Origin of the sequence: Atopobium minutum 10063974, from assembly GCF_000364325.1 — a bacterium.
Taxonomy (GTDB): domain Bacteria; phylum Actinomycetota; class Coriobacteriia; order Coriobacteriales; family Atopobiaceae; genus Atopobium; species Atopobium minutum.
Genome location: NZ_KB822533.1, coordinates 816,473 through 834,145, shown reverse-complemented (window position 1 = coordinate 834,145; position 17,673 = coordinate 816,473). Strand labels below are relative to the sequence as shown.

The following is a 17,673-nucleotide window of genomic DNA, read 5'->3' as shown; positions in this document are numbered from 1 at the left end:
TCTACTTACAAATTCGTAATAGTTATCCCATTTGGCAAAGATCCAGAGTGGTGCTGCTACACTATACCCGTTATATTTTTGACGAGAAGGCAGATATGAAAACTATTCGCTATACGCTTCATCTTTTGGCGCGTAACTTTTGGACCTTGCTTGGCTTTGAAGCGCTCTTGCGACTGATAACCACTTTTGCGTTGGTACCACTTGTTCAATTCTTTTTAGATCGTCTGATGGCTTTTTATGGCTATTCCTTTATCACCTTGGAAAGCCTGCCCGCATTTTTAGCACATCCAGGTGTTGTTGTAGCAATCCTATTTCTCTTGTTGGTGCTCTCTGCCATTTCTATCTTTGATGTCTCTGCCATTCTTCTCATCTTTGATCAATCGAGAGAAGATAAAAACATCACCATGCGCGAGGCCTTGAGCTTTGGTCTTAAACAATCCATACGCACCTTTTATCCGCGCAACATCCTTTTGCCTTTGTATGCCTTATTGTTGGTGCCGCTCCTCAACTTAGGCATTACCTCAAACATCATTAACTCGATTCCTATTCCAGAATTTATCCTGGACTACATTCTGGAAAATCAGACCTTTACCATTATCTATGTACTGCTTGCCTTGGCTTTGGGCTACGGTTTTATCCGCTTGATTTACACCTTCCCCAGCTTTTTATTGGAAGGCCAATCGTTTGTTAAGTCTGCAAGGCACTCAATTCACTTGACGAGAAAACATTTTTGGGGTGACTTGGTTTCCATTGTAGGACTCAAGCTTTTGTTTGATGTTTTACTCATTGTTATTGTGGCCATTCCCAGCATGATTGCTGTGCTGGCATTTTTAAGCAATGCAGGCGTGTTTATCAAGTCGGTTGTAGTGGGCATTGTTGCTGGTACCGCAATTACTCTCATGCTCTTGACCTTTATTTTAGGTTCAGCCACCAGTTATGCAATTGTATGCACGCGCTATTGGAATCGCCTGACTGAAGTGGGAGAAGAGATCCCCAATCCTGAACCTCCCAAATGGATAAAGCGCCCAACCTCTCCAACCAATCGCTGGATTATTGGCATTACTGCCCTGAGTTACCTGGTGTTGTGCGTAAGTGCTGCGTCATATTCACAGTACTCCATTAGCACCGAAGACCTAGATGAGAGCGAACCTGCTCCTCGCGTTGAAGTGACTGCTCACCGTGGTGCCAGCAAGCAGTATCCAGAAAACACAATGGCCGCTTTTCGTGGTGCCAAACTGCAGGGAGCAGACTGGATAGAACTCGATGTTCAGCAAAGCAAGGATGGCGTGCTGTTTATCTCTCATGACTCTAACTTTATTCGTATCTCTGGTGTTAACAAAAACGCCTGGGAGCTGACGTACGCAGAGATTGCCAAGCTCGATGCCAGCGGTCTTTTGAATAAACAATACAAGGGTGAGCGCTACCCCACCCTTAAACAAGTGCTTGCTTGGGCAAAAGCTAATGATATGCGCCTTAATGTTGAGCTTAAGCCCAATAAGCATTACACCAATCTTGAAGCACAGGCTGCCCAGGAAATTCGCGATGCAGGCATGACAAACAACGTTATTCTTGCTTCACAAAGCTATGACTGTGTAAAAAACATTGCACAGGTTGCCCCCGATATGTCCCGCGCTTATATCATAAGCTTGGTATACGGCAAGATTAATGAGCTCAATGCAGCTGATATTTACTCCGTAGAAGAAAACAGCTGCACACAGCGCTTTGTACAGTATGCTCACGATAATGGCAAACGAGTCTTGGCATGGACTATTAACAGGCCCGCTAATATGGAGCGTGCCTTAGAAAATGGTGTAGATAACATCATTACCGATGACGTTCCTACTGCTCAAAGCGTTATAGCAACTGATTCAATCGAGATAACGGTAGACTCTCTCCTCAGCAATATGTACTACTACCTCATGGAAATGTAGCTTAATAGGCTTACGCATGGAGCTGTAGGCTTATACAAAAAGTCTGCCAACTGCTGTTACCTTGTACAGAGGAATGCTGGGCGCACCCTTGGTTACATATCCGGAGGCTGCCTCAATTACCTGTCCGTTGCCAATATAGATTGCTACATGTCCAGGCCAAAAAAGAAGGTCTCCGCGACGCATATCCGACGTGGATACTTTAAGAATCTTAGGATCTGCCCTCATATCATTGGCATAGTGATCGTGGTTCCAACTGTAGTAATGATCATAGGGTGAGTATCCAGCAGGATCCATGCCCACGGAATACATGCATTGCAAAACAAGACCGGCGCAATCAACACCAACGCCAGGAGCACACGCATAATCCCAGATATACGGTGTACCAATATACAGATTTGCAGTAGCAATAAACGCTTCTACGCATTCATCCCTTGTCGCGTTATAACCAATCCCCAAAGGAGCAACATACGAGAAAGGCCAGGTGCTCGATTTAGGACTCACCGCTTGTCCGTTAATGGGATAGTAATACGAAGGGTTTTGATAATTTGCATTGGTGCAAATACCAGAGTAGGTAAAGTTACGCCAATATCCGTTGATAACATGCCAACCAGTAGCCATGGCGCCAGAGTTATGAAGCCAATACCAATGACCGGACTCGTACAACCAGCCTGTCTTCATGGCACCCGAAGTTGGATCGAGCCAATACCAATGACCGTTGTGTTGGAGCCATCCTGTTTGCATAGCTCCATTGCTCTTGAGGTAATACCACAAAGCTCCTTGTTTTTGCCAGCCAGTAAGAGCTGCGCCTTGCGATGAGAAAAGATACCAGCCATCAGCCTCTTTTACCCAACCCTGTGCAATACGCCCACCATGGTTAGGATCGCACCAGAGTCGAGTGGCTCCAAGCTGCTGCCAGCCGTACAGATGCCTGCCTTCACTGTCGAGCAGATACCTAAAGCCCTTCTCGTCACGAATGCTACGCTGAGGGGCAAGCGCACCAGAAGCGGTGGCATATCTCTCAATTCCATCTTGAATGGTAACCCAAGCGTTGTATGCCATGGCACCGTTAGGATGTAGATAATATTCTGGTCCTGAACTAGAAGGAGTAACGATTCCAGAGGTATACATGGGATACCCCTCTTTGCTTGGATCAAGCCAATACCACAGGCCGCTTACAGGACTTTTAAACCAGCCCTTTACAAGCTCACCAGAAGCTTTAGCATAATGCCAGCTTCCCTGGGTATCTTGTCCCCAACCAACAACCATAGCGCCGGAGGTATTAAGCAGGTAAAACTTACCTGCATTTGCAATAACATCGGTATACATGGCGCCCGTATCGTTATCTAAAAAGTACCAGGCTTTCCTGTATTGCCAACCGGTATACACCGAACAACTGGGGCTGGTAAGGTACCACTTTCCCTGTACGTAAACCCAGCGGTTAGCAAGGCAAGCGCCTTCATTGTTAGCAACATAGCTGGTACCCGTTGCGTCTTTAAATGGACCAACAGCCATCGTGTTGTCCTTTTGTGGATCTAAGTAGTACCAAATGCCACTAACAGGGCTTTTTAACCAACCAGATACCGCGCTTCCCTCTTTTGTATAAAAGCGCCATGATCCTGTTTCATCTTTTTCCCAGCCATAGCTGTGCTGTTGTGGTGGTATGGATGCGGGTGCAGTTTGAGGCTGCACAGGATCGGTGGTGGTTGCAGTACTTGTAGCCTGCGCATCCAAGGCGGCCTCACGGGTGCTTTGAGCACATGCCAGTACAGGGGCCTGATGTATGGCGCCCATCGCTACCGTTATGGCGATAAGCCCCGCTATCAGACGATTTTTTTGGTCCATGAATCCCCCCCCTCCCCCTGGCTTTGGTATGAGCCCTCACACCAGAGAGAAAGAAATATGGTTGTCCGAATGGTTGTTCGAAACCTGACAGTTAGCTGATAGCAGTATACACGCTTACAGAAGTCTTAACCCAGTCTTAAGCCAAAGTATAAAGACAGCTTAAGCCAAGGCGTTAAGCAACTCTTGCGTGCGGTTAGTCTGCTCCCAGGTAAAGTCTGCATCTTCACGACCAAAGTGACCATACGCAGCCGTCTTCTTAAAGATGGGGCGGAACAAATCCAGATCACGAATAATAGCTCCGGGACACAAGTCAAATACCTTCTCGATAGCCTGCTCAATGCGGGTATCATCCACGCTGCCCGTACCAAAGGTATCCACCATAATGGACAGGGGTCGAGAAACGCCAATGGCATAGGACAGCTGGATCTCACAGCGCTGTGCCAAACCAGCAGCCACCACGTTTTTAGCAACCCAGCGAGCCGCATACGCAGCGGAGCGATCTACCTTAGTGCAATCCTTACCAGAAAAGGCGCCACCACCATGACGACCCATGCCGCCATAGGTATCCACAATAATCTTGCGACCGGTCAGACCCGTATCTCCCATGGGTCCGCCAATAGCAAACCTACCCGTAGGATTAACGTAAATCTGAGCATGGTTCCACGCAATGCCCACCTGGTCTAAAACAGGGGTAATAACCTGCTCAATCATATCCTTGCGAACGATATTCATATCCTTAATAGCAGCGTCATGCTGGGTGGAAATAACAAGCGCCGTTACCTCCACGGGTGTATCGTCCTCATAGCGCACGGTCACCTGTGTTTTGCCATCGGGACGCAGGTAGTCCACCACGCCCTGTTTACGCACGTCAGCCAGACGCGCCGCCAAACGAGAAGCCAAATATATAGGCATGGGCATCAGAGTATCCGTCTCATTTGAGGCATAGCCAAACATCATGCCCTGGTCTCCCGCGCCAATCTTATCCAGCGGATCACCATCGCCCTGCGCGTAAAGACCATCGACACCTTGGGCAATATCAGGACTTTGATCATGGATGAGATTAAGAACGCCGCAGGTCTCACAATCAAAACCATACTTAGCGCGATCATAGCCAATCTCGCGCACCGTCTTGCGCACCACGGCAGGAATATCCACATAACCCTGCGTACGGACCTCGCCCATAATCACAATCGTGCCTGTAGTGGTAAAGGTTTCCACAGCGCAGCGCACATTTTCTACACGTGCAGGCACGCCATCGCAATCCACATAGCCTTCTGCCTCAAGCTGCGCTTCTTTGGTGAGAATAGCGTCCACAATTGCATCGGAGATCTGATCACACATCTTGTCAGAGTGACCTTCCGTCACACTTTCTGACGTAAACAAATAGCTCTTCTTAGCCATATAAACACCTTATTTCTTTTTTTGCTCAGTAATTCCGTTAGTCACAACGTCTACGACTCTGCGCGCAAATTCTGATGCATTGATACTACTGCTCCGTTCTGCCATGCTGCGAGCAGAAAAGAAAAAGGCTCCTACCAGGCAGTCTGCCGTAAGCTGACTGTTAAGGTCTGTACGTACGCTACCGGCCTCTTTGCCCTTATCCAGCGTATCTTGAATGATCCTCGATGCCAAGGCAAAGCGAGAATTGGGGTCACGCATGAGTGCATCAGACTCTTCTATATCACCTGCCAATGCAATGGCCGTGGTAGGACTCTCATAGAGCTTTTCACAAAACACAAGACACAGATTGCGCAGGGACTCAAACGAGCCGTCGCCCTTTTTGGCAGCTTGATCGAGCAGCTTCAAAAATCCTGCAAACGCGTTATCTAAAACTTCATCCACGATCATATCATGATCTGCAAAGTAGTAATACAAGGCACCCTTGGTGATATTACAACGCTGTGCCACTTCTGTCATTTGGAACTCAACGCGCCCACGCTCAGAAATGATCTGTGCGGCCGCATCCAGAATATGTTTACGCGTGCGCATACTCTTAGCCGTTTTTTGCTGTATAGCTCCTGTCATATAACTCTCCAGAACTTTAAAAATCCTGCAAGTATAAAAATTAACGTCGGATCAAAAAATACAACAGTGCTACGCTTTTGCCCGTATCAAAACTCCGGTTGTTGGGAGTCTGCACAATGAGTAAAAACAGCTTGGCTGTATTTTGCCGAGACGTAAAGAGAATTGTACATAATCCTGTGGCTTTATTGGTCACAATTGGTGTGTTAATTCTGCCCTCTTTATATGCGTGGTTTAACATCAAAGCCAACTGGGACCCTTATAAAAACACCAGCACCATTCCCATAGCTGTTGTCAACCAAGACGAAGGCGCGGTTGTAGGCGATAAGGGCTTTAACAACGCAGGTGATCTCATTGAAGAGAAGCTGAAAGAAAATGACCAACTCAAGTGGACGTTCGTAACAGAAGAACAAGCCACCACGGGAGTAAAATCTGGTGAATATTACGCCGCGTTTATCATCCCCAAAAACTTTACCGCCTCTTTGGGTGACGTTTTGGACGGAGACACCAAACCCGCACACATCACTTATCTGGTAAATGAGAAGCTCAACGCAGTGGCTCCTAAGGTAACTGATTCGGGCGCAACTACACTTGAAACACAAATCTCACGCAAATTTGTAACCCTTGCTGGCACGACCGTTGCCGATAAACTCAAGGCAAAGGTGCAAGTGCGCACCAATGGCTTGGATACCGCTCAGCAAACCGTCGTAGGTGATCTGCGCGAGCTCAGTTCCACCTTAGATGAGCTGTCCGGCAAAACCACCAACGCACAAGACGCCATTGAGCAAGGTCGTGCGGTGCTGGCGGATGCGCAAAAAACCCTTGAGAGCCTTGAGGGTACAACCGATGATTTAGCCACTACCTTAGACAAGGCTTCCGGCAAGCTGGCAGCAACACGACAGACGTCTCAGGATCTGATGGCACAACTTTCTGGTGCACTCAACAACTCAAGCACCACCATTGCCAGCATTTCGAGCAAGGCAAACTACAACATAGGTCAGCTTTCTGGAGATGTGGGCTGGGCTCAAGGCAAGATGGACAGCGCTCTCGCACAGCTGCGCAGCGCCAACCAAAACGTAGCCAGCATTACGCAAGAGCTCCAAAGCATACGTGACACCATCGCACGGCTTAGCTTGATCCTCCCTACCAGCCAACAAGCACAGGCCAAGGTTCTTGCTTCATTGGATGCCCAAATCAGTGCTCTACAGGATTTGTATACCAGCCAAAAGGGTCGTCTTGATACCCTGCAAGCACGCTCCGACAGCCTGCGTCAGGGCAATGAAAATGTAGCCAATTTGTCCTCTACGCTTAACAGCGCTCTTCAAAACGGAGCAGATGCCACCAATAAGCTTACTCAGGAGCTCATGGGCACCAGCTATCCGCAGCTCTCCAGCGCACTTGACTCGTTTGCCTCTGTTTCTGGCGATATTTCTGGCACCCTCCAGCAGCTGCCTAGTATTCTTAAGCAAACAAATACCAGCCTTTCTCAGCTTGATGAGGTGCTTGACCAAAGCTCCAGGGCCCTCGATCGCACCAAAAATGCTCTTACAAGCACAAGCAAACGAACGGATGAGCTTGCCAATGACCTTGCCACAATTCAGGGTGTCAAAAACCTAGAGGGTGTATCGGACATCCTTGAGCTGGATACCGAACAGTTTGGTGAGTTTGTCGGCTCCCCCGTTCAGATGGTAAGCAAACCCATTTTTGTGGTAGCCAACTACGGCTCGGGCGTAGCACCGTTTTATACCAATCTGGCTATTTGGGTTGGCGGATTTGTGCTGGTAGCCATCTACAAGCTAGAGGTAGACTCAGAAGAGATAGAGGGACTCACTCCCGCACAAGCATATTTTGGTCGTTGGTTGCTGCTGGGCCTTTTGGGGTTGTTGCAAGCACTGATCTGCTGTGTGGGCGACCTCATGCTGGGGATCCAATGCATCTATCCTGCCCTCTTTATCCTGGCCGGATTAGTAGAATCGTTTGTCTATGTAGGCTTTATCTACGCGCTGTCCGTGGCCTTTAAGCATATTGGTAAGGCACTCTGCGTTTTGTTGGTAGTCCTACAAATTCCTGGTTCAAGCGGCCTGTATCCCATAGAAATGATGCCTAATTTCTTCCGCTTCCTTAATCCATTTTTGCCCTTTACCTATGGCATCAATGCCATGAGAGAAGCCATTGCAGGACTGAATGGCGCCGACTATAGCTTTTACCTGCTTGTTTTGGTAGCCTTTTTGATCCCAGCGCTTATCGTAGGCGTTGGTTTGCGCCGTTGGTTGCTTAACATTAACGCGCTGTTTGATCAAAAGTTGCGGGAATCTCATATGATGTATCCCGAACATGAAGTCAAACCCCTGCACCACTACCGTATTCGCATGCTGCTTCTTGCCATTAGAGAGCCCGGCAGCTACCAAGACTTTATGGTGCGTCGCGCACAAAAGTTTGAAGCTGGTTATGCGCGCAGGATCCGCAAGGGTGTGATTGCTCTTCTGGTCATTCCACTGGTGCTGCTAGCAGGTCTGTTTGTGCTGCCCTTTAAGATGGTAGCTTTAGTGGCATGGATTATTTCTTTGCTCATAACCCTTACCTACCTCTTGGTAGTTGAGTTCTTGCACTCACGCATTGAATTAGGACAATCGTTGCTCAACAAATCCAGCGATGAGCTGTATGACTTGTTAGACGCAGAGATGAGGAGCAACTCATGAAGAAACTCCTAGCGCTCATTAAACACGACGCTCACATGGTGCGTACCAACGTCATTGTGCTTATCGTAAGCGTTGGTTTGATTGTGGTTCCCTCGTTTTATGCCTGGTTTAACATTGCAGCCAGCTGGGATCCCTATGCCAATACCAAAAACCTCAAAATAGCGGTGGCTTCTGACGATGCGGGCTATCAATCAAATTTGGTACCTGTCAAGCTTAATCTTGGCGACAACGTCATCGCAGACTTGCGCAAATCCAAATCTATTGACTACGTGATCACCTCAACAGAGGATGCCAAGGAAGGCGTTACCCAAGGTCGCTATTATGCAGCGCTTATTATCCCCCAAGATTTTTCTTCTCGGATGCTAACCTCGCTGACCACTTCCACCCAAACCCCCGAAGTGGAGTTCTATCAAAATCAAAAGCGCAGCGCTATTGGCGCTTTGGTAACCGATAAGGCAAGTGCCGCAGTGCAACAAGACATTGACAGCTCGTTTGCACAGTCCGTTACCACGGTTGGAGCCGCAGCGCTTAAGGAGCTGGATAACGCACTGAGCGACGGCGACCTGGCACAATTTGCCCAAAGTCTGGACAAAGCCCTGGACAATAGTGAGAATACCCTGCGTAATCTTGCTACCGATACGGATGCCTATGCACGTATCGTAGCTTCCTTACACACCATAGTTTCAGACTCCACCGCTGCGTCAAATACATCTTTGGGTGCAACGTTAGATGCCAGCTCTAGCTTAAACAGCGCATCTAAAGGCATTGATGGGGTGAGCTCCGCTCTTGATGGAGCACACAGTGCCTTGCAAGAGGTTGTTACACAAAGCAATGACAGCCTTAATGATGTTTCTGACGCCATTGATGCTGCATACTCCACTGCCAACAGCCAGTCTAAGGACTTAGCTGCGGCTCTACAAAAAGCAAAAACGGTTGTGGATGCCCGCATTGTTCCCCTCCAAACCCTGGCTGACGAGCTGGCTTCTCAAGAACAGCTGTTGCAAACCATAGAGGACAGCCTGCCTGATTCCAGCTTGGCCAAGACCTCGGTGCAAAACATCCGCGCGGATCTTATGGCGCTGCATGCGCGCGTAAGCAATGCCATCCAACAGATGCAAGAACTGTCCGATGCCCTTAACAAAACACAAAGCGATATAACCACCAGCGTAACTGATGCAAATACCGCAAAGCAGCAGCTCAAAGATTTGGTAAGCAGCTCAAAGGAGCAGCTCAGTTCCATTTCTACCAAGGTACAGGGTGAGGTTCACAGCTCTTTAACCGAGCTTTCTGGAGCTATCGACAAGGCCGCGCAAACCAGCAAGGGACTTTCTGAGAGCCTGAGCGATACACAAAAAACCGTGCGCGCAGCCACCACCAATGCATCCAACAACCTTGATGCAGCAGCACAAGATTTGCAGAGCGCTGCCGATAAAATCAACGCCGCAGCAGACAACCTAGCAGACTTGCATGCACAGCTCTCTGAGGCACTGGCTTCTTCCAATATGGATCGTGTACGCACGATTTTGGGCTCCGACCCCAGCAAGCTGGCAGACTTTATTGCTGCTCCGGTAAGCGTTGATCGTACGCCGGTTTTCTCGGTAGCCAACAATGGCTCTGCTATGGCACCGTTTTATACCACTCTTGCTATCTGGATTGGTGGCATCATTTTGTGCGCCATTGCTCAGGCCTCTCCCGACGAGGAGCTTAGCCACGAGCTGCAGCTCACCCCTACACAGGCGTACTTGGGGCGCTTGGTATACTTTGTCATTATTGGATTGTTACAGGCAAGCATTATCTTGCTGGGTGATCTGTACTTTTTGGGCATCCAATGCGTACACCCTGGGTTGTTTTTGCTGGTGGGCTGGTTGGCATCGTTTGTGTTTGTCAACATAATTTATGCACTGACCACTGCTTTTGGAGATGTGGGCAAAGCGATTGCCGTTATTCTTATGGTGCTGCAGGTTGCAGGTTCGGGCGGTTCCTTCCCCAAGGAGATGTTGCCAAGCTCTTTCCAGGCACTGTATCCCTATCTGCCCTTTGTCCATGCAGAAAACGCCTTCCGCGCAGCTATTGCCGGTATATATGCTCAAGATTATTGGATAAGTTTTGGCAAACTTGCATCTTTCCTTATCCCTGCATGCATACTTGGCATTTTCCTGCGCAAGCCGGTGCTCCGTCTTACGGCCTGGGTGGAACAAAAGCTGGAACAGGCTAAGGTCATGTAGGGCGCATGCTATCTGCAAGAGGTAACGTATTTGCCGTTTGCAAGGTGCATTTGTAGGGCACATGCCGTTTATCTGTCCCGTGTCGTAAGCATCACACACAGCCCAAGTCAAGCGGTATAATGAGCCGGCTAGGCTTGTGTCAATAAGCTATACAACTGCCGCTGGAAACCCATGCCTTCCAGCGGCCGCTTTTATCATTAGAGGAGTTACGCATGACCACATCCACAGCGGTTCGGGTACGTTTTGCACCTTCGCCCACGGGCAAGCTGCACATTGGCGGCGCTCGCACAGCGATCTACAACTGGGCATTTGCACGCGCAAACGGCGGTACGTTCATCTTGCGCATTGATGATACTGACCCCACGCGTTCCACCGATGAGAACACCCAGATCATCTTGCGCGCCATGCGCTGGCTGGGCCTGGACTGGGATGAGGGTCCCGAGGTAGGCGGCAACTATGGTCCCTACTGGCAAACCGAGCGCCTTGAGATATATCGTGCTGCGGCGCAACGTCTCGTAGATGAGGGCAAGGCATACTATTGCTTCTGCACTCCCGAGAAACTCGAGGCAGACCGCAAAGCTGCTCAAGAGCGTCACGATCCCTTCCAGGGCTATCAACGCACGTGTCGCCATCTTGATCCCGAGCAAGCGCGCGCACGCGTAGAAGCCGGCGAGCCCTATACCATTCGCATTAAAGTACCAGAAGATCGTGGTGACATCACCATCCACGACGCCGTTCATGGTGATGTAGTCTTTAACGCCAAGGAATTGGACGATTTTATCCTCTTCCGTTCCGACGGTACTCCCACCTATAACTTTGCCACCGTTGTGGATGACGCAGACATGCGCATTACCCACGTTATCCGCGGCGATGACCACCTTTCTAACACACCTCGCCAGGTTATGGTATATGAGGCACTGGGCGCTCCCATTCCCTGCTTTGCTCATATCTCCATGATCTTGGGTGCAGACGGCAAGAAGCTGTCCAAGCGCCATGGCGCAACCAGCGTGGAGGAGTATCGTGACGGCGGCTATGATGCCGATGCCTTTGTAAACTATTTGGCGCTGCTAGGCTGGGCTTTAGATGGACAGACTACCCTTATTCCTCGTGAGGTCCTTGCTCAGAAATTCTCTTTGGACCATGTATCCAAAAATCCTGCCACCTTTGATCAGACAAAGCTGGACTGGATTAACGGGGAATACCTTGCCGCAAAAACGGATGCAGCCTTTGCCGCAGACGTTCTTATCCCCCAACTGATAACTGCTGGTTTGGAAAAGGATAACGCGCTTGCTCACAACAGCGCTTGGTATGAGCTTTTGGCTTCCATCCTCAAGCCCCGCGTTAAGCTTGCTGGTGAGGTAGTGGACAAGGCTCGCTTCCTGTATGAGGGTACCAAGCTATCGTATGACGAGAAAAGCGTGGCTAAAAACCTCGCTAAAGAAGGCACACTTGGCTATTTGCAAGCCGCTTACCAAGCCTTAGCAGCCATCGAGCCACAAAACTGGACTGCCGCTCATTTGGATGAGGCCTTAGCGCCCCTTCCCGAGCAGCTTGAGGCAAACAAGCGTAAGTTTTACGCTGCTATCCGCGTAGCGGAATGCGGCAATCAGGTATCTCCTCCTATGGGCGAGTCTTTACAGCTGCTGGGTAAAGAGCTGGTACTCACCCGCCTTGAGCAAGCCTACACCCTGGCGCAAGCATAACAAGACAAGCGTAAGCAACAAACGTACGCGTATAACGAGGATACACAACGGATAGTAAGGACATCCCAGCATCATGATGACAACATCAGCATTTGAGATTCTTGGTCCTATTATGGTTGGCCCTTCCAGCTCTCATACAGCTGGCGCTGCACGCCTATCCTTAGTTGCTCGCTCGCTTGTTAATGCGCCTCTCAAAAGCGTGCGCTTTATTTTGCACAATTCCTTTTCCCATACCTACCGCGGTCACGGTTCCGATCGTGCTCTTGTAGCTGGCATCTTGGGACTTATGCCCGATGACACCCGCATGCGCAATTCCTTTGCCCTTGCAGAAGAAGCAAAGGTTGCCGTGGAATTTGTAGAGGCTGGGGATGATCCTGGCCTGCATCCCAATACGGTAGACATCTGCATGACCTGCACTGATGGCAACACTCTAGAGGTGCGCGGCGAGTCTTTGGGCGGTGGGCGTGTACGCCTTAGTTCCATTAACGGTGTTGAGGTTGATCTGACCGGAGACTACCCCACCCTGTTTGTGGGGCATTGGGATCGACCTGGTGTTTTGGCATCTCTTACCGGCTTTTTTGCGAGCAGCAAGGCCAATATCGCTACTATTCGCACCTATCGTACCTCTAAGGGCGGGCGTGCCTATACGATTATAGAGACAGACGAAGTATTGCCTGAGTCTGCTTTGGACAGTATCCGCAGCATGGATAATGTGGTAGAAACCGCCCTCGTAAAAGTGCCTGGCACCAGTGAGGTTGCCCCTGATGCACAGCTCCATTATGGCTTTGATAATGGTGCTGAGCTCCTTGCTTTGTGCGAGAAGGCCGACAAGACCATCGGAGAGGTTATGGCTTTGCGTGAAGCAGAGCTAGATAATGCTGATCTGGCTTCTCAACAGCAGCGTATGGCGCATGTAGCGGATGTTATGGAAGAAGAAACCACCAAACCTTTGGTAGAACCCCAACTTTCTTTGGGAGGCTTTCTCAATGGCCAAGCAAAGGCAGTTGCCAACCATACGGCACGCTATGCTCCTACACTATTGGGCGAAACCCTAAGCAGTGCGGTAGCTCGTGCTATGGCGGTACTTGAGCGCTCTGCTGCTATGGGCGTTATTGTTGCCGCACCGACAGCGGGATCTGCAGGTGTGGTTCCCGGTGCTGTATTAGCAAGCGCCAAGGCTCAGGGAGCAAGTCAGCAAGACCTTCTTAATGCACTGTGGAACTCCGCTGCTATTGGTGCCATTATTTCTCGCAATGCAACGGTTGCCGGTGCAGAAGGTGGTTGTCAGGCAGAAGTTGGTGCTGCAGCAGCTATGGCTGCGTCGGCGCTTGTGGAGTTGCACGACGGTACTCCCAAACAGGCCTTAGAGGCAGCTTCTATTGCTATTGCTAACTTACTGGGCTTAGTATGCGATCCGGTACGCGGTTTGGTGGAATTCCCCTGCCAAGATCGCAATGCTATTGGTGTTTCTGATGCCTTTAGTGCAGCTCAGCTGGCACTTTCCAATGTGGGTTGCCCTGTTCCCTTTGACGAGGCTGTAAGCGTTATGTACTCCGTAGGCAAAGCAATTCCTACAACACTGAGAGAAACCGCTCTTGGCGGGCTTGCACAAGCTCCATCCTGTCTTGCCTGCAGTGGTTGCCACTAGGCTTTAAGACTTAAGCTCTTTGGGGGCTTGTTTTAAGCTTTTAAAGCTACGTGCTGGTTTAAGACTTTTTAGATTGCTGTTTGTCCTGCTTGTCCTGAGACTCACTCTTGGCGGAAGAGAATAATCCCTTATGTGCCTTTGCAGCCAGCCTTGCTGCCCGCGCACCACTCATACCAACACCGCCATAGCTGCGCTTATTGCCAGACTCTGTACCTGAGTACTTACCCATCATACGATCCCAACGATGGCGAATAGATACGGGATTACTGGAGCGCAAGCCCAACAAGGGAGCGGCCAAAATGGTAGGTGCAAAGAAGGTAACGATACGCCAAACCAGATATCCAGCTGTTGCGGATGCACCAAATAACGGACCATAAAACAGCGCAAAACCAGACTCTACGCCACCAGTTCCACCCGGCAAGGGTACCGCAGTGGCAACCATTTGTACCATGGAACCCGCCGCAAGACAGGCCCAAAAATCTGCTGACTGGCCAAAAGCATTCAAAACAAACCATGGAATGGTATAAAACGCAGCTAACTGCAGCATGGTAACAAGCAAAGTCAACGCCATGCTGGGGATATGAACAGCAGCACGCCTAAAGGCATCTGCAAACTCATCCACCTGACGGTTGATAAGATCATCAAGCCGTGAGCTATCCTTAACCAAATTGCGCTTACGAATCCAACGCAAAAAGCCATTGCCAAAACGCTTGACAAAGCCCGGGCACAGACACACCACAAACAAGACAATCAGCTCTATCGCATGCATACCAAAGACAAACAGATTGAGAATGACAATGTCACCGTAGGTATGCAAAAAGAACTCAAATTTACCCAACAGTGCTAACGCTGCAAACAGTACCACGCCAAACTGGAACATAATAAAGCGCGTAAATTGCGTAGCCGATGCTTCTCCTGCATCCAATCCCGTACGGGTAAGACGTACAATCTGAGAAGGAACGGCACCTGCCATCATAGGCGTAAGGTTGCCAAAGAAAATACCCGATGCCTCGACGCTCATCAGATCACGGATGCCAACGGGTGAGTTAGGATCAAGCCACACTGCAATGGCATACGCAATAACACCAAACACAAAGTAGAGTACAAAGCAGACAACAGCACCAAAAATCCAAGCACGATTTGCATGTGCAAGCGCATCAACAAAAGTTGCCATCTGCCCCGTAACAATAAGAAAAACTATGTAAGCAGCCACAACCACAGCAAGAAACTGAGCGCCTTTTCGTGCGCTAGAAGTCTCTTCATCCTTAGACGTAACGCGCGTCTTTGGCTTTGAGCCAACCTGTGTGGTGGGCTTCTGAGATTCAGAAGTATGAGTAAGCTTGTTGGACATGGATCTCCGGTTGATAGAACGGTACGCTTCGTTTAAGTTGTATTTAAAATGCAGTCGCACTTTCTGTTTCGTATTAACCGCTGATGTTTGAACGTTGTATAAAGCACTATAGCATAGTTATTACTGTCATTTTACTAGTACAGAGCCTGTATATAAAAAGAGAAGCCGTAACGACTTCTCTTTTACCGTACCTTGTTGTGCTGTAAGAGCTTGTCCTTTTGCTTAGCTCTCTAAGGAGTTCTCCCTGCTTTTAAAAAAGAAAAGTCCCAAGCACAGTGCTGACAAAACACCGACGGTCAGATAAAGCTCAGAATGGGTCGTATCTCCCGTTTTGGGCAAGGCAGCCGCTACGGTCTGCTTGGCTGTGCTTACAGACTGAGTTGCTACCATCTTTTTAGAACCGTCGTTTGTATTACTTGAAGGCTTAGTTGTTGCCGTCTTTTTAGAACCATTGTTTGTGTTATCTGCAGGCTTAGTTGCCCTATAGATATGTATGGTGTCACCGTTTTCTGATGTATAGGTTGTAACAAATTCATACCCTGCAAATGTTTCTGGCTCTAGGGTTCCATACTCCATATCTTTGAGCGTGGTCTTATCCTCGGTAATCCAGAAGGTTTTTACCCGATAGATATATATGAAATCCAAACGATTCGTAGCTGTTGCAAGCGTTAAGGTAAGATTTTTACTTGCATAATCCACGGTATAATCAGGAATATTTTTGAGATAGGTAAGCAACACGGAATACAGATCTGCAGATCCAGTTTCTGTTTCTGCAAGGATCTTTCCCTTGCTGTCAAGATACCTTACCGTCCAGCTTGTCTGTGCTCGATTGGTCCATTTTGCATAGACAGTAGTGTCTTCATCTACCGCTTCATCTATATCAAAGGGAATGGTAAAGTCGGGATCTTTATACCACCCAGCAAACCAATAGCCATCCTTTGATGGAATGTTAGGAAGATCCTTATGTACAGTAGAATGCATGGGGATAACAATAGTGTCTGGAAGCTGAGATGTAGCCCCGTTACCCTCAACTGTTACCGTAACATTTGGCTCTACCCACTTGGCATACACAAACTTGTCTTGTGCTTCCATGGTAGTTGCCTGTGCGTTAAGCTCCGTACCTTCTTGAAAATCAGCCGTGGTGTACCAGCCGCCAAAAACATAGCTGCTGGGCACAGAGGCAGGTTTGATTGGATGATCAAGACTGTCTTTGGCATACGTTAAGGGTGCCTCATACAACAAGGTAACAGGCTCATTATCGGTATTAACAAAATGTAATTGATAGGACTTTTTTGCAATATAAACATGGAGGTAGCTTATGCCATCATCGTCATAATCATTAATGGGTTTACCGTCTTTAAGCACATCTACATGTTCATAAGCCGTATATTTATTTAACTCAGGATTAGAAGCGCTTACATCAGTAGTAAAATCATCGGCACTGTTTGCCCAATAATAAAATGAGGCATAGTTACCAGTGGATTCACTAAAATATAGATAATAATTTTTGTAATCGGATGTATTAACTCCCTTGGTAATACTTTTTCCATTTGTCCAACTGCCATCGGGATTTTGGTAATGTTTAATACCATAGACCTTATATTGTGCAGTAGTTGTGGCGAGCTCACGTGCATGAAACTCTATATGATACGAATCAATCATAGAATCAGGATCAGCACTATTAAAACTTTTTATGCTAACGTCCCTGTGTGCGTCTTTTGCTGCTGTCCATCTGTAAGTAGTATCAAGTGAGACTATGCCATCAGCGGTATGATCATAGATTGCCTGGAATATTTCTCTATGATCTTCTGTTCCATCCGTAAGGTTGTAATACACCAACGTAAGCGTCATTACTGGTCGATCATAGTACACATTAACAACGGTTGTACCATCTGGATTTACAAGCTTATTCGCATTAGCTGCTTCTGTTTTACTTTGGTTATACTTGTGGTAGGTATCCTCATATTTTGAGCTATCAGAAACTACATCGGTATTGATGTCTTGTGTTTTTGTCTCAGTTGCAAGCAGGGAATACGTTTTCTCTGCATCGGTATATGACAGCTCATCACCTACATTCTGATACCAGTAATTTACAACATAGGATGCCTGTATAGGAGTGTCATATTGTGCATATACCGTCATATCCTTAGCAGGTTGTGCACCTGGAGTCCAGGTTTGCCATACACCAGAATCATCTTTATAGGTCCAATGACTAAAGATTTTACCTGGAATCTTTGGCGCGGCAGGCATGG

General features: G+C 48.4%; 10 protein-coding genes. 5 read left to right on the top strand and 5 right to left on the bottom strand.

Annotation, left to right across the window (positions count from 1 at the left end):
* Positions 1 to 95: 95 nt before the first annotated feature.
* A complete protein-coding gene (locus HMPREF1091_RS03850) occupies positions 96 to 1,931 on the top strand; it encodes a glycerophosphodiester phosphodiesterase family protein (RefSeq protein ID WP_002563521.1) in 1,836 nt (611 codons plus the stop codon).
* Between the two features lie 30 nt (positions 1,932 to 1,961).
* On the opposite strand, the gene HMPREF1091_RS08515 is transcribed toward HMPREF1091_RS03850, so the two are convergent.
* From HMPREF1091_RS08515 to HMPREF1091_RS03835, 3 genes are all read right to left on the bottom strand, one after another.
* Positions 1,962 to 3,773 (bottom strand): C40 family peptidase, encoded by a 1,812-nt coding sequence (locus HMPREF1091_RS08515; protein ID WP_002563520.1) that lies wholly within the window; start codon positions 3,771 to 3,773, stop codon positions 1,962 to 1,964.
* 159 nt (positions 3,774 to 3,932) lie between these two features.
* A complete protein-coding gene (gene metK, locus HMPREF1091_RS03840; protein ID WP_002563519.1) occupies positions 3,933 to 5,174 on the bottom strand; it encodes a methionine adenosyltransferase in 1,242 nt (413 codons plus the stop codon).
* A gap of 9 nt (positions 5,175 to 5,183) precedes the next feature.
* Positions 5,184 to 5,798 (bottom strand): TetR/AcrR family transcriptional regulator, encoded by a 615-nt coding sequence (locus HMPREF1091_RS03835; RefSeq protein WP_002563518.1) that lies wholly within the window; start codon positions 5,796 to 5,798, stop codon positions 5,184 to 5,186.
* Positions 5,799 to 5,914: 116 nt separating this feature from the next.
* Here HMPREF1091_RS03835 and HMPREF1091_RS03830 point away from each other — a divergent pair, with 116 nt between their 5' ends.
* From HMPREF1091_RS03830 to sdaAA, 4 genes are all read left to right on the top strand, one after another.
* Complete coding sequence (locus HMPREF1091_RS03830; protein ID WP_002563517.1) at positions 5,915 to 8,494, top strand: YhgE/Pip domain-containing protein; 2,580 nt, start codon at positions 5,915 to 5,917, stop codon at positions 8,492 to 8,494.
* Positions 8,491 to 10,719, top strand: a complete 2,229-nt coding sequence (locus tag HMPREF1091_RS03825; RefSeq protein ID WP_002563516.1) for a YhgE/Pip domain-containing protein — start codon at positions 8,491 to 8,493, stop codon at positions 10,717 to 10,719. Before HMPREF1091_RS03830 ends, HMPREF1091_RS03825 begins: the two co-directional genes overlap by 4 nt.
* 212 nt (positions 10,720 to 10,931) lie before the next feature.
* Positions 10,932 to 12,422, top strand: coding sequence for a glutamate--tRNA ligase (gene gltX, locus HMPREF1091_RS03820; RefSeq protein WP_002563515.1), 1,491 nt, complete (start codon positions 10,932 to 10,934; stop codon positions 12,420 to 12,422).
* Between the two features lie 73 nt (positions 12,423 to 12,495).
* Positions 12,496 to 14,070: an L-serine ammonia-lyase, iron-sulfur-dependent, subunit alpha gene (gene sdaAA, locus HMPREF1091_RS03815; protein WP_002563514.1), complete on the top strand. Its 1,575-nt coding sequence runs from the start codon at positions 12,496 to 12,498 to the stop codon at positions 14,068 to 14,070.
* A gap of 58 nt (positions 14,071 to 14,128) precedes the next feature.
* Here sdaAA and HMPREF1091_RS03810 read toward each other — a convergent pair whose 3' ends face one another.
* Positions 14,129 to 15,421 (bottom strand): lysylphosphatidylglycerol synthase transmembrane domain-containing protein, encoded by a 1,293-nt coding sequence (locus HMPREF1091_RS03810; protein WP_002563513.1) that lies wholly within the window; start codon positions 15,419 to 15,421, stop codon positions 14,129 to 14,131.
* A 222-nt stretch (positions 15,422 to 15,643) separates the two neighbouring features.
* Positions 15,644 to 17,671, bottom strand: coding sequence for an InlB B-repeat-containing protein (locus tag HMPREF1091_RS03805; protein WP_002563512.1), 2,028 nt, complete (start codon positions 17,669 to 17,671; stop codon positions 15,644 to 15,646).
* Between the last annotated feature and the right edge of the window lie 2 nt (positions 17,672 to 17,673).